Annotated in this window: 16 protein-coding genes; 9 read left to right on the top strand and 7 right to left on the bottom strand. The window is 65.2% G+C overall.

The window, feature by feature from the left end:
- Positions 1-101: 101 nt before the first annotated feature.
- Both ACN9MY_RS21270 and ACN9MY_RS21265 read right to left on the bottom strand, forming a co-directional pair.
- Positions 102-1,109, bottom strand: a complete 1,008-nt coding sequence (locus ACN9MY_RS21270; RefSeq protein WP_426318544.1) for a hypothetical protein — start codon at positions 1,107-1,109, stop codon at positions 102-104.
- Between the two features lie 307 nt (positions 1,110-1,416).
- Complete coding sequence (locus ACN9MY_RS21265; RefSeq protein WP_426162513.1) at positions 1,417-1,914, bottom strand: putative metalloprotease CJM1_0395 family protein; 498 nt, start codon at positions 1,912-1,914, stop codon at positions 1,417-1,419.
- A gap of 93 nt (positions 1,915-2,007) precedes the next feature.
- Between ACN9MY_RS21265 and ACN9MY_RS21260 the strand changes: the two genes are divergently transcribed.
- Positions 2,008-2,172, top strand: a complete 165-nt coding sequence (locus tag ACN9MY_RS21260) for a hypothetical protein (protein WP_426318543.1) — start codon at positions 2,008-2,010, stop codon at positions 2,170-2,172.
- Here ACN9MY_RS21260 and ACN9MY_RS21255 read toward each other — a convergent pair.
- The 3 genes from ACN9MY_RS21255 to ACN9MY_RS21245 all read right to left on the bottom strand — a co-directional run bounded on the left by ACN9MY_RS21255 (position 2,161) and on the right by ACN9MY_RS21245 (position 9,858).
- Complete coding sequence (locus ACN9MY_RS21255; RefSeq protein ID WP_426318542.1) at positions 2,161-5,898, bottom strand: AAA family ATPase; 3,738 nt, start codon at positions 5,896-5,898, stop codon at positions 2,161-2,163. The two genes, ACN9MY_RS21260 and ACN9MY_RS21255, sit on opposite strands and share 12 nt — an antisense overlap.
- Complete coding sequence (locus ACN9MY_RS21250) at positions 5,895-7,145, bottom strand: exonuclease SbcCD subunit D C-terminal domain-containing protein (protein ID WP_426318541.1); 1,251 nt, start codon at positions 7,143-7,145, stop codon at positions 5,895-5,897. Before ACN9MY_RS21250 ends, ACN9MY_RS21255 begins: the two co-directional genes overlap by 4 nt.
- A gap of 67 nt (positions 7,146-7,212) precedes the next feature.
- Positions 7,213-9,858: a diguanylate cyclase domain-containing protein gene (locus tag ACN9MY_RS21245; RefSeq protein WP_426336098.1), complete on the bottom strand. Its 2,646-nt coding sequence runs from the start codon at positions 9,856-9,858 to the stop codon at positions 7,213-7,215.
- A 144-nt stretch (positions 9,859-10,002) separates the two neighbouring features.
- Between ACN9MY_RS21245 and ACN9MY_RS21240 the strand changes: the two genes are divergently transcribed.
- The 7 genes from ACN9MY_RS21240 (at position 10,003) to clpB (ending at position 21,141) form a co-directional block, all read left to right on the top strand.
- Positions 10,003-11,235 carry a winged helix-turn-helix domain-containing protein gene (locus tag ACN9MY_RS21240; RefSeq protein ID WP_426318539.1) on the top strand — a complete coding sequence of 411 codons (1,233 nt, stop codon included), beginning with the start codon at positions 10,003-10,005 and terminating at the stop codon, positions 11,233-11,235.
- Entirely contained in the window at positions 11,232-12,224 is a 993-nt protein-coding gene (locus tag ACN9MY_RS21235) for a DUF2804 domain-containing protein (protein ID WP_426318538.1), read from the top strand. The genes ACN9MY_RS21240 and ACN9MY_RS21235 overlap by 4 nt, the downstream gene beginning before the upstream one ends.
- A 12-nt stretch (positions 12,225-12,236) precedes the next feature.
- The gene (locus ACN9MY_RS21230; RefSeq protein ID WP_426318537.1) at positions 12,237-14,600 is read left to right on the top strand and encodes a bifunctional acetate--CoA ligase family protein/GNAT family N-acetyltransferase; all 2,364 of its coding nucleotides are present in this window, start codon (positions 12,237-12,239) and stop codon (positions 14,598-14,600) included.
- 105 nt (positions 14,601-14,705) lie between these two features.
- A complete protein-coding gene (locus tag ACN9MY_RS21225; RefSeq protein WP_426162504.1) occupies positions 14,706-15,377 on the top strand; it encodes a hemerythrin domain-containing protein in 672 nt (223 codons plus the stop codon).
- A gap of 80 nt (positions 15,378-15,457) precedes the next feature.
- Positions 15,458-18,055, top strand: a complete 2,598-nt coding sequence (locus ACN9MY_RS21220; protein WP_426336097.1) for a DUF349 domain-containing protein — start codon at positions 15,458-15,460, stop codon at positions 18,053-18,055.
- Positions 18,052-18,504, top strand: coding sequence for a molybdenum cofactor biosynthesis protein MoaE (locus ACN9MY_RS21215; RefSeq protein WP_426318535.1), 453 nt, complete (start codon positions 18,052-18,054; stop codon positions 18,502-18,504). Before ACN9MY_RS21220 ends, ACN9MY_RS21215 begins: the two co-directional genes overlap by 4 nt.
- A 54-nt stretch (positions 18,505-18,558) precedes the next feature.
- Positions 18,559-21,141 carry an ATP-dependent chaperone ClpB gene (clpB, locus tag ACN9MY_RS21210; protein WP_426162500.1) on the top strand — a complete coding sequence of 861 codons (2,583 nt, stop codon included), beginning with the start codon at positions 18,559-18,561 and terminating at the stop codon, positions 21,139-21,141.
- Between the two features lie 2 nt (positions 21,142-21,143).
- Here the strand turns inward: clpB and ACN9MY_RS21205 are convergent, their stop codons facing one another.
- Positions 21,144-21,659, bottom strand: a complete 516-nt coding sequence (locus ACN9MY_RS21205) for a hypothetical protein (protein ID WP_426336096.1) — start codon at positions 21,657-21,659, stop codon at positions 21,144-21,146.
- A gap of 46 nt (positions 21,660-21,705) precedes the next feature.
- On the opposite strand from ACN9MY_RS21205, the gene ACN9MY_RS21200 reads away from it, so the two are divergent.
- The gene (locus ACN9MY_RS21200) at positions 21,706-22,284 is read left to right on the top strand and encodes an HD domain-containing protein (RefSeq protein WP_426318533.1); all 579 of its coding nucleotides are present in this window, start codon (positions 21,706-21,708) and stop codon (positions 22,282-22,284) included.
- A gap of 68 nt (positions 22,285-22,352) precedes the next feature.
- On the opposite strand, the gene ACN9MY_RS21195 is transcribed toward ACN9MY_RS21200, so the two are convergent.
- Positions 22,353-23,147 (bottom strand): AraC family transcriptional regulator, encoded by a 795-nt coding sequence (locus ACN9MY_RS21195; RefSeq protein ID WP_426162496.1) that lies wholly within the window; start codon positions 23,145-23,147, stop codon positions 22,353-22,355.
- Positions 23,148-23,220: the final 73 nt, after the last annotated feature.

The following is a 23,220-nucleotide window of genomic DNA, read 5'->3' as shown; positions in this document are numbered from 1 at the left end:
TTCTAATGAAATTCGGGGTCAGGTCTGGCAATCGGACATTTTGTCCGATTGCCAGACCTGACCCCGAATTTCAATTCAGGAGGCAGCCATTATACGCGGGCTCAGGCTGCTGGCGGTTCTTCAGGGGCCGGGGCGATGGCTGGCGCTGGCGGGTCAATCGGGGCGGCGGCGGCTTCCGGTGGATCGATATCGGTTGCCGGTGGGTCAATGTCGGTCGCAGGTGGGTCAATGTCGGTCGCCGGTGGATCGATGTCGTCGCTCGGCGGGTCGATTTCGCCATTACGCGCGGCCTGGCGGGCGGCGTTGGCGGCATGCGCCAGTTCCGCAGCCTGGCCCGGCTCGGATTGCAGCCGGCCGTAAGCCTTGGCCTTTTCGCTGGCGTTAGCTGGCAGGTAGGTATCCAGTGGCGATTCCGCATCGACCAGCTTGAGCAGGCGCATGGTCAGGTTGCCGGCGTCGCTCTCCTGGCCTTGTTCGTTCTGCTGCTTGAGCGTGGCGCTGATATTGCGGTCCATCAGGCGGAACAGGTCGGCCAGGCTGCCAGGGAAGTCGATGTCCGGGAATTCTACTTCCGGCAATGGCATGGCAGGGTTCTGGTCGGCTTGATCCTTGCGGCGCGATGGCACGTTGGATGCCGCGCCGGCGGTCATCGTGGCTTCGTACTGGATTTCCACTTCAAAGCTCAGCTTGCGGCCGTCGGCGGTGGTGATGGTGCCTTTGCCGAGGAAGTGGGAGTTTTCGTTCAGGCTGAAGCCAAGGGCATCGGCTACGCCATCGGCACCTTCGGCATGCAGTGCGCCGGCAGCGAAACTGGCATTCGATTCCAGCGCGACGGAGTCGAAGGAAATCTTGGCGCCCTTGGCATTGTCGCCGAGTAAATTTTTGGCAAAGCTGCCGATCAGGCTCTGTGCCATGTCGACGGTTCTGTTGCCCAACTGGTCGACGCGCTTTTGCAGGTCGACCGCGTTGCTGGACAGCGAAACCGCGCTATCTGCATTCACGTCCCTCACAGCATTGGCGCGCGAAGGCTTGCTTTCCGCCTGCGAAGTGGCAGGGGACAAGGAAGTGTTCTGGTACTGGCGTGGGCCGATGGAGTTGAGAGGGTTCATGATAGGAAACCTTTTAGGGGTACTACCCCTGATACGGCAAGTTTCTGGATTTCTTGAGGATTATCAATGGTGATGAGTCCACAAGCCGTTTGACTCCAGGTAGGACTTGACCGCTTCCGGGGCGCCGGTGGCGTGCAGTTTCACTTCCCCGCAGGTGCAGACACCATAGTACGGCGTAATGTGCGAGCACGCAGAAGTTTTCTGCAATGCAACCTTAACTGCTTTGCTGCATTTTGCGCATTTGAAAGTGAGGGTGCGTGGGGCTTTCAGGAACATGGCCTAGACTCCGGGCAAAAGAACGATTTTATCAGGCAAAGATATCAATCGTTGCTTGCTTTTCGGAAAGACCGTAGGCATGCTGGACTGTTTGTTGCTTCGCCGAAAGCTCGGCCTGGGCTTGCAGCGCCATCTGGCCGGCGCGCGCGGCCACGCTGCGGTCCTGGCCGGACGGGTCGGCCGGTGCCAGCGCCGCCGCCTGCACCTGGCGCGCCTTGTCGATGGTTTCTTCGGGCGTGCGGCCGGGCGAGGTGTCGATATTGACTTCGCCGCCCACGGCATAATTCACGCCGTCCGGACCGCGTTGGTAGGTGTAAGTGGCGCCTGAGGTGGCCAGGCTGCCGGCGGCGGCAAGGTGGGCCTGCTCATGCTGGCGCACCTTGAGGTCGCTCGCCTTGAGCTGGTCGATTTTTGCCTGGTCTTCGGGGGAATATTGCTGCTGGGTCGATTCGCTGCGCGTAGCGCTGCGCGCAGGTGCGCTTGCCTGCGGCGCGTAGCTGCCCGACGATGATATGGCGCCGATTCCCATTTACACATCATAACAAATTGGCAGGCGCTTTCCGTCAACTGGCGGCCACTTCTTGCGTTGAAGGAGTGACCGTCATGCCGATGGAGGTTTACGATGGAAAAGTCCAGGCAACCAAGCAAGGAAGCAGTGCGCAACTGGCTGCAGTCGCGCCAGGAGGAACGCCGTCCCTTGCCCGACCCGCAACAGATCCGCCGCGAACTCGGTTGGGAAATGGTGCGCGTCAAGCAGGACCAGCGCACCTTGCGCTTAGCTGACTGAGACTGCGCTGCGGCCGCTGGTTGCGGGCTGCACCGCGATCCGGGTAGAGATCCGTTCGGTCATTTCCTGCACGTGGGAGATCACGCCCACTTTTCTCCCCATCGATTGCAAACCATCCAGCGCGTCCATGGCGACGCGCAGGGTTTCCGCATCCAGGCTGCCGAAGCCTTCGTCGATGAACAGCGATTCCACCCGCACGCGGTTGGACGAGAGCGAAGCCAGGCCGAGCGCCATGGCCAGCGATACCAGGAACGATTCGCCGCCAGAGAGCGAGTGCACGGAGCGTTTTTCATCGCCCATGTGCAGGTCGCGCACCAGCAGTCCAAGCGAAGGCTGGGCGGGGTTGTCGATGCGTTCGAGCTGGTAGCGCGGCGCCAGTTGCGACAGGTGGGCGTTGGCGTAGCCGATCAACACGTCCAGCGTGAATTGCTGGGCGTAGTTGCGGAACTTCTTGCCGTCGGCCGAGCCGATCAGCTCACTCAGTTGCGCCCAGCGGCGTTCCGTTTCCTGCTGGCGCGCGATGTCGGCCAGCAGGGCTTCTGCGGCTTGGCGGCGGTCGTCGTCCTGCGCCAGTTGCAGCTTGAGGGCGGCGGCATGGTCGTGCGCTCGCTTGCGCTGTTCCTGCAGGGCCGCCAGGGCCTGTTCCAGTTCGGCAGCGCTGCGTTGCTCGCCTTCGGGCGCGCCGGCCAGGTGTTCGGCGTGTTGCGCTTCGCGTTCGGCTTGCACTGCATTGGCGGATGCCAGTGCCTGGTCGATCGCCTGCAGGAAGATGCGTTCGTCGCGGATCGCCTGCTGGGAGTGGGCGAGCAGGGCGCGCAGTGCTTCCAGGCTTTCGATGCCCAGGGGCTGGTTGTCGGTGAGCCAGGCTTGCAGGCGGGCGGCGGCATTTTCCGCGGCGGCGTCCAGTGCGGTGAGGCGTTGCCTGGCCTGCACGTGGATTTCGTCGGCGCGGGTACGCTGCTGGGCGGCCTGCTGGGCCGATTCCTGGCGCGCTTGCAGGGCGGTGCGGGCGGCGTCGATTGTCGCGCGCAATTCGGATTCCACTTCGCGCACTGGGCGGCCTTGCCAGAGCCCCTGGCGTTCGGCGGCCGCGGCGTCGCGTGCGGCGCACGCTGCTTCGGCAGCGGCCTGCGTGGCGAGGGCTTCGGCAGCGCAGCGTTCCTGGGCGGCGCGCAAGGACTGCACCTCGATGGACAGGGCGGCAATTGCGCTGCTGCGCTCATCCGCGGACTGGCGTTGCGCCTGCCATTGCCTGCATTCGCGCGCGCGCTGCTCGTGGAAGCGCGCCGGGCTTTCCTTCCATTCGTCTTGCCAGCCGTCGCGTGCCAACGGGGCGTCAAGCTGGTCGAGCAGGTCGGCAATTTGCAGGGCGGTGTCGATACGCTGCTGGTCCAGGGCCTTGTGCTGCGCTTCGGCCTGGGCCAGGGCGGCTTGGGCTGCGGACAGGGCCTGCTGGTGGCGACTGCAATCGGCGTTTGCCTGTTCACAGGCAGTTTGCGCGACCTCGCGGACGCGGGCGGCCTGGCGGTGGGACTGTTCCTGGCCTTCCAGGGCGTGCAATGCCGATTGCAGCGCCTCCGCATGCGCGGCGAGCCAGCCGGTATTGTCCTCGTCGCCGCCAGCTTGGCCGGCGTGTTCCGCCAGGGCGGCGCGCGCAGCTTGCCAGCGGGGCTGGACGTTGGCCAGCGTGTTGCCGATGCTGTGCTGCTCGACGCCGATAGCCGCCAACTGTTCAATGCTGGACTGGAGGCGGGCCTGCTGCTCGGCCTCGTGCTTGACATTGCGCTGCAGCTTGTCGCGGCAGTCGTGCACTTCGGCCAGCAGTTGCGCCAGCATGGCGTGCAGCGGGCCATCCTCGTTCCGGTATGGATGCTGATGCGAGCCGCAAACCGGGCAGGGGCAGTCGTCCTGCAGCGTGGCACGCAGCTTTTCGACGCTTTCGCCGGTGGCCGCTTCGGCCAGTTTCAGCGAGCGTTCGGCCTGCGCCGAGGCGGCGAACAATGCGGCGTTGGCTTGGCGGGCAGCGGCGGCTTCGGCTTCGGCACTGTCGCGGGCAGCCTGCAGTAAAGCACTGCGCGTCGCCAGGTCCTGCTGGCGGGTGCCGAGCTGCGCCAGCTCTTGCCAGGCGGCGTTTGCTTCGGCCAGCAGCATGCGGCGCCGGTCGAGGTGCTGGCGCTGCCGGGCGTTACTGTCGGCATCGATGCCTGCCAGCGCTTTCGTGGCCAGCTCGCGCTGCGATTCGGCCTGGCGCAAACGCTCGGTGGCGGCAGCGAAGCCGTTGCGCGCCTGGTGTTCGTCCTGTCGCTGGCGGGCGGCGGTTTGCTGCACGGCGGCCAGCGCTTGCGAGTGTTTATCGGCGCGGTCGGCTTGCTGGCCGGCCTGCGCAAACAGCACATCCCAGCGCGCCCAGTCGCGGGCCAGCGCCGACCAGTGCTGGTGCGCGGCCAGCCATTGTTCGCAATCGTGCTGCTCGTCGGCGAGGGCCTGTTGCTGCGCTTCGCGTGCGGCCAGGGCGGTGCGTGCCGCGGCGTCGGCCTGGGCTGAGGCGTCGCGGGCGCTGGCAGCCTGGGTGACGGCCGACTGCAACGATTCCAGGCGCACATCGAGTACTTTCGCCTGGTCCAGCAGCGGCACCGCGTCCTGCTGCGCGCCTTCGGCCGCGGCCAGCGCGGCGCCGGCCTGATGGACATCGCCGCCCAGCACTTCCAGTGCCAGGCGAGTGCGTTCGGCTTCCTGCTCTGCGAGGGAAATCGCCGCTTGAGTGGCGGCGCGTTCGGCTGCAAGGCGGACCACTTCATCGTCCAGTGCGCGCGCCGGTTGCACGGCATCCAGTTGCGCCAGCATCGCGCGGCGCGGCGCTGCGGCGTCGGAATCCTGCTGTCGTTGCTGGAGCTGTTCGCGAGCCTGCTGTGCCGCCGCGGCCAGGCGTTCGGCTTGCTGGTGCCAGCGCAGTTCGGCTTCCAGCGTTGCGACGCGCCGGGCCGCGGCGTGCAGCGCTGTTTCGGCAGCTTCGGCCTGGGTGACGATTGCGGCGCGTTGATCCGGCGACAATGGTTGCTGGTTCGCCAGTCCTGCGCTGAGGGCCTTCAAAGCCAGTTCCTCGGCACGCCAGCGTTCAAAAGCACGCTTTGAGATTTCGCTATAGATGCCGCTGCCGGTCAGGGTCTCCAGCAGGGCGCCGCGCTCGTCGTCCCGGGCCTTGAGAAAGGCCGAGAACTCGTTCTGCGCCAGCAGCACGGCGCGCGTGAACTGCTCGAAGCTCAAGCCGATGCGCTGCACGATTTCCGCCATGACCTCGGTCTTTTTGTGGCCCAGCGGCTGCAGTCCCGGCAGCTTGTGCAGCGTCATGCTCGTTGGCTGCAAAGCGCCGGCGGCCTTGGTGCGGGCGCGCCAGACGTTCCAGCGCGCGCGATAGGATGCGCCATCGTTGCCGACGAAGTCGACTTCGGCCCAGCCTTCGGCGGCGCCGCGGCGCAGCAAGGTGCGCGGGTCTTGCGACGACACCGGGTCGCCGACGTCGGGCGTCTTGCCGTCCGCCTTATGCAGGCGCGGGGTGTCGTCGTATAGCGCCAGGCACAGGGCGTCGAGCAGGGTGCTCTTGCCGGCTCCGGTCGGGCCGCTGATGGCGAACAGGCCCGCGTCGGAGAGCGGCTGGGCGGTGAAGTCGACGCAGAACTCGTCGGCCAGCGAGGCAAGATTCTTGCCGGCGATGCGCAGGACTCTCATGGCTGCACCAGTTCCGCAAAGGCTGCCAGTTGTTCGGCGGGCGCTTCGGCGCCATAGCGTTGCTGGTAGAGGCGCCTGAAGATCTCGTCCGGCTGCAGGGTAGCCAACTGGTCGAGCGACAAGGCGGCTTCTTCAAAGGAAGCGCGGGCGGCGCTCGAAGTCTCGATTTTCGCCAGGCGGACAGGCTTGCCTTGCAGCGCTTCTTCGACGGCGGCGCGCAGGCCGGGCTCCGGCGCGGTGAGCTTGATGCGTACTTCGAGCAGCGGCTGCTGTTCCAATGGCGCTTCCGGCAGGTCGATGGCGGCCAGTGCGGCTTTCACCTCTTCCAGCGTGGCCGGCTTTTCCGGCACGCGCAGCAACTGCACGGCACGCGGGACCGGCAGGACGCTTATTTCCGCCACCTGGGCGCCTTCCAGGTCGATACGCAGGACCTGGTGCTGGTAGCCCGTTTCGGCAAAGGACAGCGGAATCGGGCTGCCGCAGTAGCGGATATGCGCATGCGGGCCGACTTGCTGGGCAAGATGCAGGTGACCCAGTGCCGCGTAGGCAATCGGCGGCGGGAAGATGCCGGTGGGGAGCATCTCCGTGCCGCCAATGACGATGCGGCGCTCGGATTCGGCCGACATGGTGCCGTTGACCATATGGCAGTGGCCCATTGCGACAATCGCCTGGCCTTCGGCGGCGCGGGCGCTGGCCAGTTCCAGCGCCTGGCGGTACAGTTCCGCGATGCCGGAAAGATAGGGATCGGGCTGCGGCGCGGCGTCCTCTCCGGTGGCGGCTTGCACGGCCGGCAAGCGCGGCACGTCGCCATGGCGCAGGAAGGGAACGGCCAGAACCCAGGCCGCCACGGCGCCGTTTTTCCCTGTCAGCGGCACCAGCATGCGTTCCATGTCGATATTGCCGTCCGCGTCGCGGTGCGGGTAGCCGACCACGGTGGTGCCGTGCACCTCCAGCAAAGGGCCGGGAGCTTCAAGGCGGCCGGGAGAGTCGTGATTGCCTGCAATGACGACAATGTCAAGCTGCGGCGCGCGGGCGCGGGCTTGCTGAAGGAAGCCGTAAAGCTGGCGCTGCGAGGCCGCAGACGGATTGGCGTTGTCGAAAATATCGCCGGCCACCAGCAAGGCATCGACTTGTTCGGACACGATGGTGTCCAGCAGCCAGTCCAGGAAGCGCTGGTGCTCGTAGTGGCGGTCAAAATTATGCAGCGACTGGCCAAGGTGCCAGTCGGAAGTGTGCAGCAGGCGCATGAAATGTAAAGCTGGGCGTGGGAAGCGCAAATATAGCGCAAACGGCTGTCCGGTGTCTTGATCCCGGTCAGGCCGCGTTCGGAGAGCGCATTGCCGGCAACGGCTCGCCGCTGCGGAAGGTGTTGCGGCCGGCCTGCTTGGCTTCATACAGCAGCAGGTCGGCGCGTTTCAGCAATTCTGCGGGGCTGAGATCTTCATCGCGGTAATAGGTCAGGCCGATGCTGGTCGAGACATTGGCCAGGATGCCATCGAGCTCGAAAGGTTGCTGCATGGCGTGCACGATCTTGGACGCGGTGACGGCGGCGTCCTCGGTCCTGGAGATATGGTCCATGATGATGGTGAACTCATCGCCGCCCAGGCGCGCCACGGTATCGCTGGCGCGAACGGTATTGGACAGCCGCGCCGAAAACGCCTTGAGCAGCGCGTCGCCAACCGCATGGCCGTAGGTATCGTTGACCGGCTTGAAACGGTCGATGTCGAGGTACATCACCGCCATCAGGCTTCCGCCCTCGCGGCAGGCCGCCATGGTCTCGCTCAATTTTTGCAGGAAGCCGGCACGGTTGGTGAGCCCGGTCAGCGCATCGACTTGCGACAGTTTGAGCAGGCGCTGTTTCTCGCGCTTTTGCGCCGTCACGTCCTGGCGCATCACGTGGAAGCCGATCACGGTGATGCCGTCTTCGTCCAGCTGCGGAATGTAGACCACGTCGTAAGTGCGCAGGTGGTCGCCGGTATCGTCTTCTTCCTCAAAGGTCAGGGTCTCGCCGCGCAAGACACGCGCGATGTAGGGTTGCAGCAAGGCATAGCGCTTCTCGCCGACCGTTTCCTGCACCGTGCGGCCCGTGACCTGCAGGCCGGTCTTGCTGAATTCACGCTCATAGGCGAGGTTGTGGAAGCGATAGATCTCTTCGAAGTCGACGTAGGCGATCATGGCGGGCAGGGTATCGGCGATGGTGCGCAGGCGGGCCTCGCTTTCGCGCAGGGCCATGACGGACTTGCGCACCAGCGTGATGTCGTCCAGCGTTCCGACATAGCCGGCTATTGCATTGTCGATCACGATCGGGGCCACCTTGATCGAGGTCCAGACTATCTTGCCGTCCGGGTGCACGCAGCGCAGGGTTTCCTGGAAGGCCTGCTGGGTCGTATTCAGGTGGCGCAGCGAAGCGCGCAGCATGTCGCGGTCGTTGGGATGGACGGCGTCGAACCAGCCGTCCCCCAGCGCCGCGTCGCGCGGCATGCCGGTGATTGCTTCGAATGTCCGGTTGACGTAGGTGCATTTGCCGTCCTTGTCGGCGCGTACCAGGCCAAGCGGCGAGGCATCGTTGACGGCCTGCAGCTCGGCCTGGTTCTGGCGCACGGCCATTTCCGAACGTTTGCGCTCGGTGATATTGCGCGCGGTGACGGCGACGCCGTCCTCGATGGCGACGATCTGGTGCCGCAGCCAGAGCGGTTCGCCGAATACAGCCGATTCGAATTCCTCTTCCAGCGGCTCGCCGGTGCGCATCACGCCCATGCATTTGTCGAACATGCCCTCGCTATGCCAGAGGGGAAGCATGTCGCCCATGCGCTTGCCCAGCGCGTCGTCGGAGGCGTGGCCGAGGATGCGGGCGCCGCGCTCGTTCACGTCGACCAGGATGAAATCGGTAATCGCGCCGGCGTTGCCGCCGGCGCGGCAGGCCTTGATCAGGAACAGGGCGTCAAGGCTGGCATCGACGGCGGCGTGCAGCTTTTCGCGCGCGTAGGTCGCTTCGCGGGTGCTCTCGCGCAGGCGCTGCGCCTGCTGCGTGAGCAGGAGGCTGAATACCAGCACCACCACCGAAACGATGGCGGTGACGCCAAAGTACAGGCGCCGCTGGCTATAGTACTTGGCCAGCGCGTGCTCTTTGGCGTCGCCCACCACGGCGGTGAGCGAGTAGCGCGGCATGTCGCGAAAGCCGTAGATGCGCTCCGTTTTGTCGATAGGGGTCTTGAGCAGCAGTTCTTCCGGCAGGTTGACCGGGTCGGACGGCGCGACGTAGTCGATGGTGTCGGTGATGAACAGCTTTTCGTCGACGCGGCCGGTGGCCAGGGCGGTGTCGCGGCTGATCAGCATGACCAGCCCGCCTTCGTCCACGTGCAGGCGGTCGTAGTCCTCGACGAAATAGGCCGGGTCGATCATCAGCACGATCACGCCGGCGAACTTGCCGGCCTTGTCGTCCAGCCGGCGTGCGATCTGGATTTGCCACTTCCTGGTGATCGGTTCCACCATCGGGTTGGTGACCAGGGCTGCGTCGCCGGCTGTCGTGGCAAGGGCCTTGAAGAATCCCAGGTTGGCCGAATTGGCCGGGAAAACGCCGTGCATGCTCTCCACCAGCTTGCCGTTGGCGTCGATCAGGGCGATCGGCAATTCGAGGCGGGCCGGCATGACGGAGTCCAGCAGGCCGCCGCGTTTGCTGAATTCGGGCAGGCGCAGGGCGCCGTTGGTTTCTTCGAACTTGAGCTTGAAAAGCTGGGTGGCATGGTCCGCCTGGCGCAGCAAATGGCCGGAGTGCTCGGCCAGCGTGCGCGCCAGCGAATGGCTGTGCTGGACGGCGTCGTAATGCGCGCTTTCAGCGTCCTGCCTGAGCTGGTAGAACACGTCGGCCCACATTACAACCAGCAAAACCAGCGTGAAAGAGGGCAGCAGTATCATGCGATACAGCTTGCGGAAAATCTGACGGGCGGTGGATGTTGGCACAGGCTTATTTTGCACTCAAACCCCGGCAGCGGGGTCAAAAAAACGGATCAATGCTGCCTGGCAGCCACCATCATTCGCAAAATGCCAAGAAATACTGTCAATTCGCTATTAGAATAGGCGTTCACACCCTACGGGAACCGAGTCTTGACCGAACTGAATCTCTCCCTCGCCGCGGCACGTGCCTTGCACCTGGCTGCGCAAGGCCTGCTGCAACCGCGCCGGCGCAAGGCGCAGAAAGGCGACGTGCTGGAAGCGATCCGCAGCATGGGCGTGCTGCAGATCGACACCATCCATGTGGTGGCGCGCAGCCCCTACCTGGTGTTGTGGAGCCGCCTGGGCGACTATCCCCAGCCCTGGCTGGAAGAGCACCTGGCCGAAGGGGCGCTGTTCGAATACTGGGCGCATGAGGCGTGCTTCGTGCCGATCGAAGATTACCGCCTGCTGCGCCATCGCATGGTCGATCCGGGCGCGATGGGATGGAAGTATTCGGCGCAGTGGATGAAGGAACGGCGCGCCGACGTCGAGCGCGTGCTGCAGCATATCCGCAGCAATGGGCCGGTGCGCTCCGCCGATTTCGAGCGTACCGACGGCAAGGCCGGCGGATGGTGGGAATGGAAGCCGGAGAAGCGCTCGCTGGAAGTGCTGTTCACCGCCGGCGAGCTGATGATCGCGCGGCGCCAGAATTTCCAGCGCGTGTACGACCTGGCCGAGCGCGTGCTGCCGGACTGGGACGACAGCCGCATGCCCGGCATGGATGAAACCCGGCGCGAACTGGCGCTGAAATCGGTGCGCGCCCTGGGCCTTGCGCGCAGCGCCTGGGTGGCCGATTACTACCGCACCAAGCCGCCGCGTCCGGACCTCGAAGCGCTGGCCGAGGAAGGCTTGCTGCTGCGCGCCCGCGTCGACGGCTGGAAAGACCCGGTGTACATCCACCACGACCTGGCGGACCTGGCGCAAGCGGCAGCCGAAGGCAGCCTGTCGCCGACGCTCACCACCATCCTGTCGCCTTTCGACCCGGTAGTGTGGGACCGCCGCCGCGCCCTGGACCTGTTCGACTTCGATTACCGGCTTGAGTGCTATACGCCAGCCGAAAAGCGCCGCTACGGCTACTTCACGCTGCCTATCCTGCGCCGCGGCGCACTAGTGGGCCGCATCGACGCCAAGGCGCATCGCCGCGGCGGCACGTTCGAACTGAAAAACCTGGTGCTGGAGCCGGACGCCCGCGTCAGCGAGCGCTTCGTGCGCGACGTTGCCGGCGCGGTGCAGCGCCTGGCCAACTGGCATGGCTGCCCGCAGGTGCAGGTGCAGGCCAGTGAGCCGCCCGGATTCGCCGCCACGCTGCAGGCGGAGCTGGACGGCCAGGGAGTCGAACAATGAAGCTCGCCCCGGCGCCGCAACGCGTGGTGGGCACCGACGGCAAGCCCTTGCTGGGCCGCTTTTCCGGCGCGACGCAATCTTTCGACTGGCATTTGCTGGCTGGCGAGCATGCGCGCGGCAGACTGTGGCGCCGCTTCCATCACAAGAAATGGCATTACGTCTCGCTGGTTTCGGAGCAGGTGATGGCGGCAGTTGCCATCGTCGACCTGGGCTGGACCAGCACCTGCTTCGCCTACGCCTTCGATCGCAACGACAACGATATGATGGCCAACTTCTCGCAAGACGGCCTGCCGGGCCGGATGTCGGTCGGCGTCGGCGAGCACGCCGGCGCGGCAAGCTGGTTCCGCACGCGCAGCGCCCAGGTCAGCATCGAACCGCTGGAAGGCGAACGCTTCCAGTTGGCCTTGCGCTGCCCCTACATGGAGATCGACGCAGAATTCGGGCCGCCGATCGCGCCGCTGCTGCTGGCGACAGGGCCGGTGGCGGGCGGGGCGCTGCACGGCACGCAGAAGTCGCCCGGCATGCCTTTGAACGGTGAAATACGCACCTTCCGCGACGAATACAAGCTCGATGGAGGCGTGGCCAGCTTCGATTATTCGAACGGCCTGCTGGCACGTGAAACTTCGTGGCGCTGGGCCTCCGGGCACAACCTGGAAATGGGCTTCAACCTGCAATCGGGCTATTTCGGCGGCCACGAAAATGCGCTCTGGATCGATGGCGAAGTGGTGCCGCTGGCTCCTGCGCATTTCATCTTCGACCCGCACGACCCCATGCAGCGCTGGCACATCTTCACCGAAGACGACCAGCTGGAGCTGTTCTTTACCCCCGACGGCGCGCGCCGCCAGGACCGCAACCTGCTGGTAGCGGCCAGCCGCTACATCCAGCCGGTGGGCCACTTCAGCGGCTGGGTACGCAGCGAGCCGGAAGGGCCGAAACGCATCGTCACGCAACTGGCAGGCGTGACCGAGGACCACTATTCACGCTGGTAAGGGAAAGCCGCCATGAGCATCAGGAATATGGACAGCCTGTTCGACCCCGGTTCGGTGGCCATTTTCGGCGCCTCGCTGCGGCCCGACCGCATGGGTACCCAGGTGATGAACAACATGGCGGAAAGCGGCTTTGCCGGCGCGATCTGGCCCGTCAATCCGAAATACGAGCAGCTGCGCGGCATTCCATGCTACCCGCGCCTGTCGGCCCTGCCGCGCGCGCCGGACCTGGCCATCATCTGCACGCCGCCCGAAACTGTGCCGGCCCTGATCGCCGACCTGGGCGCCCGCGGCACGCGCGGCGCCATCATCCTGACGCCGGTCAGCGCTACCATCGGCCAGCAGATCATGCGGGCGGCGCGCCCATACCTGCTGCGCATCCTCGGCCCTGGCGGCATCGGCCTGCTCGCGCCGCTGGCAGGCCTGAACGCCAGTGCCGCCCACGCCGGCGCCAAGCCGGGCAAGACCGCCTTCATTTCCCAGTCGGCGACCGTGATGACGGCGGTGCTGGACTGGGCACAGCTGCACGGCATCGGCTTCTCGCGCGTGGTATCGGTGGTGGAGGGCGGCGATATCGACCTGGGCGACATGCTGGACTACCTGGCGGCGGACGATGACACGAGCGCCATCATCATGCACATCGAATCGGTGAGCTGCGCCCGCAAATTCATTTCCGCCGCCAGGCTGGCGGCGCGCGGCAAGCCGGTCGTGGTGCTGAAGGCCGGCCGTAGCGGCGACGACAAGGTGTACGACGCCGTGATCCGCCGCGCCGGCATGCTGCGCGTGTATTCCTCGGCCGACCTGTTCGACGCGGTCGAAACGGTGGCGCGCGCAAGGCCCACGCGCGGCACGCGCCTGGCCATCATGAGCAACGGCAGCGGCACCGGCAAGCTTGCCGCCGACGCGCTGCAATACGTGCACGGCAAGCTGGCGCAATTCTCGCCCGATACCGGCAAGCGCCTGCGCAACGAGCTGCCGCCCGGGCTGCTGCTGGCCAACCCGATCGACATCGGCGGCGAAGCCAGTGCCGAACGCCATGCCGCCGTAGCCAGCGCCTTGCTGGCCGACCCGGGCGCCGATGCATTGCTGGTGGTGCACGCGCCATCGTCGGCCGCAGCCAGCACCGGCGTGGCGCAGGCCTTGGCGCCCTTGCTGCGCCAGAGCGGCCGCAGCGTGCTCTCCTGCTGGCTGGGCGGCGCCTCGGTGGCCGGCGCGCGGCAGGTCTTCGCCGATGCCGGCCTGCCGACCTACGACACGCCCGAAAAAGCCGTGCGCGCCTACAGCCAGGTGGTGCAGTATTCGCGCAACCAGGCCTTGCTGATCGAGGTTCCGGCCCAGGTGCCCGCGCATTCGGTGCCGGAGCGGCAGGCGGCGCGCAACCTGGTGGAAGCGGCGCGCGCCGCCGGCCAGGCCGAGCTGGCGCGCGCCGACCTGGCCGCCGTTCTGGCGGCCTACGGCCTGCCGCTGGCAAGCGAGCCGGCCGGCGGCAATGTGCAGCAGCTGCGCATCGCCATGCAGGTCGACCCTGTCTTCGGGCCCGCCATCAGCGTTGGCCTGGGCGGCAGCGCCGGGCGCGTGGTGGACGACCGCGCCGTCGGCCTGCCGCCCTTGAATACCGTGCTGGCGCGCGACATGCTGCGGCGTACGGGCGTCGGCCGCGCCCTGGTCGACGAACGCGAAATCCTGTGCAGCGCGCTGGTGCATGTGGCCGAACTGGTGGCCGACATCGGCGAAATCGCCGCGCTGGAAATCGACCCAGTCACCGTGGTGGACGGCGTGCTGCAGGTGCATGCCGCACGGGCCGCGCTGGGCCCGCGCCGCGCCGAAAGCAGCATGGCGATCCGCCCCTATCCGCAAGAGCTGGAGCAGGAAATCCAGTGGCAGGGCGCCGCCCTGTTGCTGCGCCCGATCCGGCCGGAAGATGCCCCGGCCCACGTGCGCTTTTTCAGCCAGCTCGACCCCGACGATGTGCGCCTGCGCTTTTTCTCGGCGATGAAGGAATTGCCGCCGACCCAGCTTGCGCGCCTGACCCAGATCGACTACGACCGCGCCATGGCCTTCATTGCCACCCGCACCGGCGCCGATGGCCAGCCGGAGACGCTGGGCGTGGTGCGCGCGGTAGCCGACCCGGACAACCAGAAAGCGGAGTTCGCGATCATCGTGCGTTCCGATCTGAAAGGCAAAGGATTGGGAAATATCCTGTTCCAGAAATTGTTTGACTATTTCCGCAGCCGCGGAACGCGCGAAATCACGGGCGAAGCCCTGTCGGAGAATATCGGAATGCAACAACTGATGCGAAGATTTGGCGGAACAGTGACGGCGTCGCGAGAAGCTGGTATGGTTGATCTTCGCCTTGCGCTGGATTTGAAAACCTCCTAAATTGTGGAGGGCGAATGGCGTTACCTTGATGTACGTCAAAGTGAACCTGTCGGGCTAATTTACACTTGTACTTCCGTTTCCGCGTAGCGATATTTGGGAGCAAGAATGTTAACGGCCACATATACATTAGTTGCGCTTTCCGTTGAACAGGCTAACGTGCGCCTTAGCCTGCTGTCGTTTCAAAAATACGTGCAATCGACGCTGTTGCGGCAACAGCGCCTGACGCTCTCCCAGCTTGAATATGCTTGCGAAACCCTGGAGCGCCTGTACCAGGCCTGCCATTGGCGCAAGATCGAGCTGTACCTGATTCCGGCCCTGCAAAATGCGACGGAACAGGCCAACCAGCTGCTCGACGAGCTGAGCCGGCTGAACCAGTCTGCCTTGTCGGTGATCCGGCGGTTGCAGGCTGAACTCGACTCGGCGGTGGAGTACAGCGAACAGCAAGTGACGGAGATCTGCGAATCGATCGAGACTTTCTGCACGGTGCTGTTGCAGCGCCTGGAGAAAGAGGAAAAGGAACTGTTTGCGATTGCCCGCGCCACCATTGGCGGCGAAGCCTGGTTCGATATCGCGAACAAATTCCTGGCCCATGATGCTCAAGTGGTGGAAGCGCGCCGCGTGCCGGCCTCCGCCGAAAAAGACAGGAAAGCCTTGTTGGAAGCCAAGCAGGTGCGTGCCTCCCTGCGCAGCGAAGACGAGCTCGTGGTTCCTGTGCCGAAGCTGCGCTACCACCGGCGCACGCGTTTGGCCCATCGCGCCGCTGCGGACACGGCCTGAACACGCCATGCCTGCATTCGCCGCCCCTGCCGGGCGGCGCTGCGCTATGATGGTGGTTTTGATCCATTCATAGCACAACTATGTTTGAGTTCCTTTTCAAGCAGCAGGCCAGCCAGGCCAGCGTTGCCGGCCAGCCGAGCCCGGGCGGGTCGCAGGCGCCGCTCGGCACTCCCGCAGAACGCCGCGCGGCGCAAGCCGAGCTGGCCCGCAACCTTGCGGGCGACGAGGCTGCTGCGGTCGAGCTCATCCTGAACAGTGAATTTGCCGACGTGCGGCTGGCGGCAGCCGAACACGTCGTCTCGCAGGCGGCGCTGGAGAAAGTGCAGCAGGCGGTGCGCAACTCGGACCGCCGGGTGGCCAAGCTGGTGCAAGGACGCCTGGACGCCATCCGCCATGTGCAGGCCGAACAGAAGCAGGCGCAGGCCTGTATTGCTCTGGCGCAGCGCTTGTTGGCTGATGAAAAGTTGACGCCCAATCTGGTGGCTGACCTGGACCGTCAATGGAAGGTGGTCGATGCCGCGCCGTCCGCTGCGGCTGAATTTACCCATATCCGCGATGCGCTGGGCGAACGCCTCGAAGCACAGGTCTCCCTGCAGCGCGCGATGATTGATGCGCTGGCAGCCTTGCGCAAGCATCCCGATCCCGTCGAACTGGAGCGCCTGGCCAGCGAACATGCGGCACACCTGGCCTCGCCCGAGCGCGGATCTCTGCCGCGCCACCTGCTGAACGATTTCGATGCTGCCCTGGCTGCGGAACGCGCCGCGCAGCAGCCGGCCGCACCGCCCGCCGCCGCGCCAGCGGCAGCAGTGGCCGCCGAGGCCGCCGAGGCCGAACGCGTCCCCGCCAAGGGCGCCGCAGCAAGCGCAGTGGACGATGCCGCTCCGGCGCCTGGCGCCAGCGCGCCGCCGGCGCCGCCGCATGGCGACGCCGTCACGCACGCCGACGGCCACGATGCGCTGGCCGCCCGCCCGCCGCGCCCACCAAAGGAAAAACACAAGCCATCGCCCGCCGAGCAGGAAGCCAACCGCCAGTTCATGGACCTGGTCGAAGCGATGGAAACCGCACTGGCGCAAGGCCAGCTCCACATTGCCGCAGAGCACGATAAAACCCTGAAGGAAAGCAAGACCGGCCGCCTGTCGGCAGCCCAGGCCGAGCGCCTGGCCCATGTGCGGGCCGACTTCAAGCGCCTGGGCGACTGGGCGCGCTGGGGCGGCAATGTCTCGCGTGAAGAGCTGGTGCACGCCGTCGAAAGCCTGCCCGCCGAGGGCCTGGGGATGAGCGAGCTGGCCAAGAAGGTCGGCAGCATGCGCGAACGCTGGAAGGCGCTGGACGGCGTCTCCGGGGCCGCGCCCAAGTCCTTGTGGGAGAAATTCGACGCCGCCTGCACCGCCGCATACGCTCCAGCCGCCGCCCACTTCAAGCACCTGGCCGACGAGCGCCACGCCAATGCAGCGAAAGCGCAACAGTTGGTCGACGAGGCAAATGCCCTGATCGCCAAGGACAGCGCGCAACTGGAGGCCGCGGGCGGCGCCCAGGTCGACCGCGAGGAATCGGCCTCCGGCAACCTGCCGCACACGCACGACTGGCGCACCCTGGCATCGTCGACGCAACGCCTGCGCCAGGCCTGGAGCCGCCTGGGTACGATCGACCGCAAGGACAAGAAACGGCTGGACGCGGCCTTCAGCAAGGCGATGGACGCGCTGATGGCGCCCCTCGATTCGCAGCGCAAGATCGAAGTGGCGCGCCGCGAGCAATTGATCGAAGAGGTGGGCAAGCTCAATCCGCTGGACCGCCACACCATCGACACCTTGCGCCGCCTGCAGGAGTCCTGGCAGGGCCATGCCCGCGCCTTGCCGCTGGAGCGCAAGACCGAGCAGGCTTTGTGGCAGAAATTCCGTGCCGCCTGCGACCAGATTTTCGCCAGGCGCAAGGAACACGCCCACGCGGCGGACCACGAACGCAAGGCCCACTTGCACGCGCGCGAAGCGATTTGCGCCGGCCTCGAGTCGGCGGCCTTCGAAGGCGACGACAAGGCCGCCCTGGCGGCCATCGGCAAGGCCCTGAAAGATGCTGCCGCCGCATGGCATGCTTCCGGCGTGGTGCCGCGCGCCAGCGAGCAGAAGATCGACCAGCGCTACCGCGCCGCCGTCGGCGCCTTGCAAGCGCAGGCTGACGCCATCCGCAAGCGCGCCGGCGCGGCACAAGCCAGCGCCCTGCGTGAAAAGCTGCGCCTGGCACAGGCACTGGAAAGCGCGCTGGCCGGAGCCGGCGAAATCGACTGCGCCGACTGGAACAATCGTTGGCAAGCCCTGGCAGCCCTGCCGGCCGAGCAGGAGCGCACCTTGCGCGCCCGCTTCGACGCCGCGCTGAAAGCAGCCGGGGAGGGCGCTGCTGCGCGCTCCGACTACGCCGGCCAACTGGAAACCAACCGTCAACGCTTGCTGTCCGAAGTGCTGCGCCTCGAAATCATGGCCGGCATCGACAGCGGCGCCGAATTTGCGAAAGACCGATTGAAAATGCAGGTAGAAGTGTTGCAATCCTCCCTCAAGTCCGGCCAGAAGCCGGCCAGCCACGCCGCCCAGTTCCTTGCCTTGTGTGCCATGCCCGCACTGGTGGACGCACGTACTGCCAGCCGCATCGAGCAGCTGTTCCGCAAGACCGGGGCGGAGGGTAAATGAGCGAAGTAAGGATCCAGGAAGAAGATTTCGACCTGTCGCATGAAGTGGCGCAACTGCGCGCCGGGAACGCCAAGGTTGGCGCTATAGTCAGTTTCGTTGGCACGGTGCGCGACCTGAACGAGGACGCCGCGGTTGCCGAAATGGAGCTGGAGCATTACCCGGGCATGACCGAGCAGTCGATCCAGGCCATTATCGACCAGGCCAAGGCCCGCTGGCCGATCTATGGTGCGCTGGTCATTCATCGCGTCGGGCCGCTCAAGCCCATGGACCAGATCGTTCTGGTGGCGGTCACTTCACCGCACCGGGGCGAGGGCTTCTCGGCTTGTGAATTTATTATCGATTACCTCAAGACCGAGGCGCCGTTCTGGAAGAAGGAACAGACGCCCGAGGGCGCCCGCTGGGTTGATGCACGCACGAGCGACGACGATGCGTTAAAGAAGTGGTCTTGAAATGTAACAACGCATCCTCATGTTGTCCTTGACAATTCATCAGGAGCGTTTGAAATGCGCCAAGACAAACTCACAACAAAACTGCAAGAAGCACTCGCCGATGCCCAGAGCCTGGCCGTCGGCAACGACAACCAATACATTGAACCCGCGCACCTGCTGCTGGCCCTGTTGAACCAGGAAGACGGTGGCGCGCGCTCGCTGCTGCAGCGCGCCGGCGTGAATGTCGGCGGGCTGGCGCAGGCGTTGAAGCATGCGCTGGAGCGCATGCCCAAGGTGTCCGGCGGCGACGTGACGGTCAGCCGCGAGTTCGTCAACATGCTGAACCAGGCCGACCGCGAAACGCAGAAGCGCGGCGACCAGTTCGTCTCCAGCGAAATGGTGCTGCTGGCGATCACGGAAGACAAGGGCGACGCCGGTAAGCTGGCACGTGAGAACGGCCTGCAGCGCAAAGCCCTGGAAACCGCCATCGACGCCGTGCGCGGCGGCGCCAAGGTCGATTCGCAGGAAGCGGAAGGCCAGCGCGAAGCGCTGAAAAAATACACCCTCGACCTGACCGAGCGTGCCCGCATGGGCAAGCTGGACCCGGTGATCGGCCGCGACGACGAGATCCGCCGCGCCATCCAGGTACTGCAGCGACGTACCAAGAACAATCCTGTGCTGATCGGCGAACCGGGCGTGGGCAAGACCGCCATCGTGGAGGGCTTGGCCCAGCGCATCGTCAACAATGAGGTGCCGGACTCCCTGCGCGGCAAGCGCGTGCTGTCGCTCGACATGGCGGCCCTGCTGGCCGGCGCCAAGTACCGCGGCGAGTTCGAGGAGCGCCTGAAATCCGTGCTGAAGGAGCTGGCGCAGGACGAGGGCCAGACCATCGTCTTCATCGACGAGCTGCACACCATGGTCGGCGCCGGCAAGGCCGAAGGCGCCATGGACGCCGGCAATATGCTGAAGCCTGCGCTGGCGCGCGGCGAATTGCATTGCCTCGGTGCGACCACGCTTGACGAATACCGCAAATACATCGAAAAGGATGCCGCGCTGGAGCGCCGCTTCCAGAAGATCCTGGTCGACGAGCCAAGCGTGGAGGCCACCATCGCCATCCTGCGCGGCTTGCAGGACAAGTACGAGCTGCACCACAAGGTGGAGATCACCGACCCGGCGATCATCGCGGCGGCGGAGCTGTCGCACCGCTACATCACCGACCGCTTCCTGCCCGACAAGGCGATCGATCTGATCGACGAAGCCGCGTCCAAGATCAAGATCGAGATCGACTCCAAGCCGGAGGTGATGGACAAGCTCGAACGCCGCCTGATCCAGCTCAAGATCGAGAAGGAAGCGGTCAAGCGCGAAAAGGACGAAGCCTCGCGCGCCCGCCTGCAACTGCTGGACGATGAAATCGCCAAGCTGCAGCGCGAATACAACGATTACGAGGAAGTGCTGAAGGCTGAAAAAGCCAATGTGCAAGGCACTACCCACATCAAGGAGGAAATCGAACGCATCAAGCAGCAGATGGAAGAGGCGACCCGCGCTTCCAACTGGCAGCGCGTGTCCGAGCTCCAGTACGGCAAGCTGCCGGAGCTGGAGTCGCAACTGAAGCAGGCCGAAGCCGCCGGCGCCGCCGAGCAGGCGGGCGACAAGCCGAAGCTGCTGCGCACCCAGGTCGGGGCGGAGGAAATCGCCGAGGTGGTATCGCGCGCGACCGGCATTCCCGTGTCGCGCATGATGCAGGGCGAGCGCGACAAGCTGCTGCACATCGAAGAGAAGCTGCACGAGCGCGTGGTGGGACAGGACGAAGCGATCAGCGCGGTGGCCGACGCCATCCGACGTTCGCGTGCAGGCCTGTCGGACCCGAACCGTCCGTACGGCTCCTTCATGTTCCTCGGCCCGACCGGCGTCGGCAAGACCGAGCTGACCAAGGCGCTGGCGAACTTCCTGTTCGATTCGGAGGAATCGCTGATCCGCATCGACATGAGCGAATTCATGGAGAAGCATTCGGTGGCCCGCCTGATCGGCGCGCCGCCAGGCTATGTGGGTTACGACGAGGGCGGCTACCTGACCGAAGCCGTGCGCCGCAAGCCTTACAGCGTGATCCTGCTGGACGAGATCGAGAAAGCGCACCCGGACGTGTTCAACGTGCTGCTGCAAGTGCTGGATGACGGCCGCATGACGGACGGGCAGGGCCGCACCGTGGACTTCAAGAACACGGTGGTGATCATGACCTCGAACCTGGGCTCGCAGAAGATCCAGTCGCTGGACGAATCCGATCCGGCAGTGGTGAAGCTGGCGGTGATGGCCGAGGTGCGTGGCCACTTCCGTCCGGAGTTCATCAACCGGATCGACGAGATCGTGGTGTTCCACGGCCTGGACGACAAGCATATCGGTTCGATTGCCCGCATCCAGCTGCAGATCCTGGAGCAGCGCCTGAAGCGCATGGACATGGGGATGGAAGTCACCGACGCGGCCCTGCAGAAGATCGCCGAGGCGGGCTACGACCCGGTGTACGGTGCGCGTCCGCTGAAGCGCGCGGTGCAGCAGCAGATCGAAAATCCGTTGTCGAAGCTGATCCTGGAAGGCCGCTTTGGGCCGAAAGACACGATCCGCATCGATGCCGAGGGCAACGAGCTGGCCTTCCGCAAGGCTTGAGCTCAGCGGCAAGGGGCGCGGCAGTCGACTGACCGCCGCCCCTTGACTTCACCCGTGGCGCCCCATATCTGTTCTTCAAAACAGCTGTCGTTGATCTTCACCCTGCGAATGACCCAGCCGTTGGGCAGCGTCCATTGACAGATGATCTCTTCACGCTGGCGCGCCCGTGGCGCCTGGGCCATTGCATTGCCGATCAGGCTGAAGCTGCCTGCGCTGCGCAGGCCGAATAGCTCCACCGGCACCCAGCGGTAGGCCCGCTTGTCGCCGGGGCCGATAAACCGGACCAGGACATCGCCCGATTTGCAGATCGTGGCCGAGGTCTGCACATTGAATTCGTTCACGACGCCGGCGAAGGGCGCCTCGACGCAGCTGATATTCCTGGTCCAGAGTGCGAACTGTTTGTCGCCTTCACTGGACTTGAGATAATCGGTGACGACAGGGATAAGGGCAATGGCCAGTCCGGGATAGACCAGCAGCCATTGCCACCATTTATCTAGCAGCTTGAATCCTGGTGACATACAACCTCCAAATTGCGTAAACTCGTGGCTCTGACAGGAGCACACCATGAATGAGTCAATGTTGGCGGGCCGGCTGGAATTCCTGCGCGAAGCGGAACGGCTGAAGAGCGTCCTGCGCAGCGGTTTCACTTCGACCGGACGGCCGGAAAGCACCGCCGAGCATAGTTGGCGGCTGGCGCTGATGGCGCTGGTGTTCGCCGACGAACTGCCTGGGCTGGATCTCGCCCGCGTGCTGAAGCTGTGCATCGTGCACGACCTCGGCGAAGCGATCCATGGCGACATTCCTGCGATCCACCAACACGCCCATCCCGGCAAGTCAGCGCAGGAACGCGAAGACTTGCATACCCTGACGCGCGACCTCGACCCGCCACTGCGCGCGGAAATCATTGCCCTGTGGGACGAGTATGAAGCCGCCGCCACGCCAGAAGCCCAGGCGGTGAAAGCCTTCGACAAGCTGGAAACCATCCTCCAGCACAACCAGGGCGATAATCCGCCCGATTTCGACTATGCCTTCAACCTGGGGTACGGCCGCAAGCACACAGCTACGGCGCCTTTGTTCGTGAGGCTGCGGGAGATGCTCGACGCCGAGACCGCGTCGCGCCACCAGTCCGCGTCTCCGAAGTGAGTGTAGGCAGCGCAAACGCGGGCAGGCAAGCGCGGCCGGGAGGCCATCGACAGCAGGTTTGATTTTTATCAGATGCGGGTGTTGAAAAACTCGGTAGGCGGGCAGCCGAAGGTCTTGCGGAACATGGCGGTGAAGGCGGACTGGCTTGAATAGCCCAGCGCATCGGCGACCTGCGACAAGGGCATGCCGCTGGAAATCATCGGCGCGGCATGTGCGAGCCGGGCCTGCTGGCGCCACTGGCCGAAACTCATGCCCAGTTCCTTTTCAAACAGGCGCGCCAGCGTGCGCTCCGATGCGCCAGCTTTGCTTGCCCATTCTTCCAGAGTGTGCGTTGCGCCCGGATCGGCGAGCAGGGCATCGCACAGGCTTTTCAGTCGCTTGTCGCGCGGCATGGGGACGCGGATCGGACGCGTGGCCAGGTGCGGCAATTCGTCCAGGATCAGCTTGCAGAGCAGCTGGGAGCGGTGGGTCGGGACCTCCGGATCTTCCAGCTCCAGTGCCACGACCAGCTCGCGCAGCAGCGGCGAGACTTCGAGCACCTTGCACGGTTCACCGGGGAAGGGGTCGTAAGACGACACGACGTAGACCGGGCGCAGGCGCGCGGTTTCGATCACGCTCAGCGAGTGCTCGACATTGGCGGCGGTCCAGATGGCGCGCTGCGGCGGCACGATCCAGCTGCTGTCCATCGCATTCACGCGGATGACGCCCTCCAGCGCCAGGGTCAGTTGGGCGCAGTCGTGGGTATGCGCCTGCAGTGACCGTTCGCTGACCAGGTCGCGGGCGATCATGGTGACAGGCTGCACGGCGCTCGGCTCACGGCGGCTTTCGTGCGGGCCGGTATGGGTGACGATCTTGATCGGCATGGGATGGCGGTTTTGCGATAAATGATGTCATCCTAGCTCAAAACAGACGGGCGATGTTTTTCTAAAATGTTTC

It is taken from the genome of Pseudoduganella sp. R-31, from assembly GCF_049913235.1.
Classification (GTDB): domain Bacteria; phylum Pseudomonadota; class Gammaproteobacteria; order Burkholderiales; family Burkholderiaceae_D; genus Rugamonas.
The sequence above is the reverse complement of the archived record's forward strand: the minus strand, read 5'-3'. Positions and strand labels throughout refer to the sequence as shown.

Coding starts and splice junctions, on each gene's coding strand:
- ACN9MY_RS21270 (WP_426318544.1), bottom strand. CDS start 1,109: ATGAACCCTCTCAACTCCATCGGCCCACGCCAGTACCAGAACACTTCC.
- ACN9MY_RS21265 (WP_426162513.1), bottom strand. CDS start 1,914: ATGGGAATCGGCGCCATATCATCGTCGGGCAGCTACGCGCCGCAGGCA.
- ACN9MY_RS21260 (WP_426318543.1), top strand. CDS start 2,008: ATGGAAAAGTCCAGGCAACCAAGCAAGGAAGCAGTGCGCAACTGGCTG.
- ACN9MY_RS21255 (WP_426318542.1), bottom strand. CDS start 5,898: ATGAGAGTCCTGCGCATCGCCGGCAAGAATCTTGCCTCGCTGGCCGAC.
- ACN9MY_RS21250 (WP_426318541.1), bottom strand. CDS start 7,145: ATGCGCCTGCTGCACACTTCCGACTGGCACCTTGGCCAGTCGCTGCAT.
- ACN9MY_RS21235 (WP_426318538.1), top strand. CDS start 11,232: ATGAAGCTCGCCCCGGCGCCGCAACGCGTGGTGGGCACCGACGGCAAG.
- ACN9MY_RS21230 (WP_426318537.1), top strand. CDS start 12,237: ATGAGCATCAGGAATATGGACAGCCTGTTCGACCCCGGTTCGGTGGCC.
- ACN9MY_RS21225 (WP_426162504.1), top strand. CDS start 14,706: ATGTTAACGGCCACATATACATTAGTTGCGCTTTCCGTTGAACAGGCT.
- ACN9MY_RS21220 (WP_426336097.1), top strand. CDS start 15,458: ATGTTTGAGTTCCTTTTCAAGCAGCAGGCCAGCCAGGCCAGCGTTGCC.
- ACN9MY_RS21215 (WP_426318535.1), top strand. CDS start 18,052: ATGAGCGAAGTAAGGATCCAGGAAGAAGATTTCGACCTGTCGCATGAA.
- clpB (WP_426162500.1), top strand. CDS start 18,559: ATGCGCCAAGACAAACTCACAACAAAACTGCAAGAAGCACTCGCCGAT.
- ACN9MY_RS21205 (WP_426336096.1), bottom strand. CDS start 21,659: ATGTCACCAGGATTCAAGCTGCTAGATAAATGGTGGCAATGGCTGCTG.
- ACN9MY_RS21200 (WP_426318533.1), top strand. CDS start 21,706: ATGAATGAGTCAATGTTGGCGGGCCGGCTGGAATTCCTGCGCGAAGCG.
- ACN9MY_RS21195 (WP_426162496.1), bottom strand. CDS start 23,147: ATGCCGATCAAGATCGTCACCCATACCGGCCCGCACGAAAGCCGCCGT.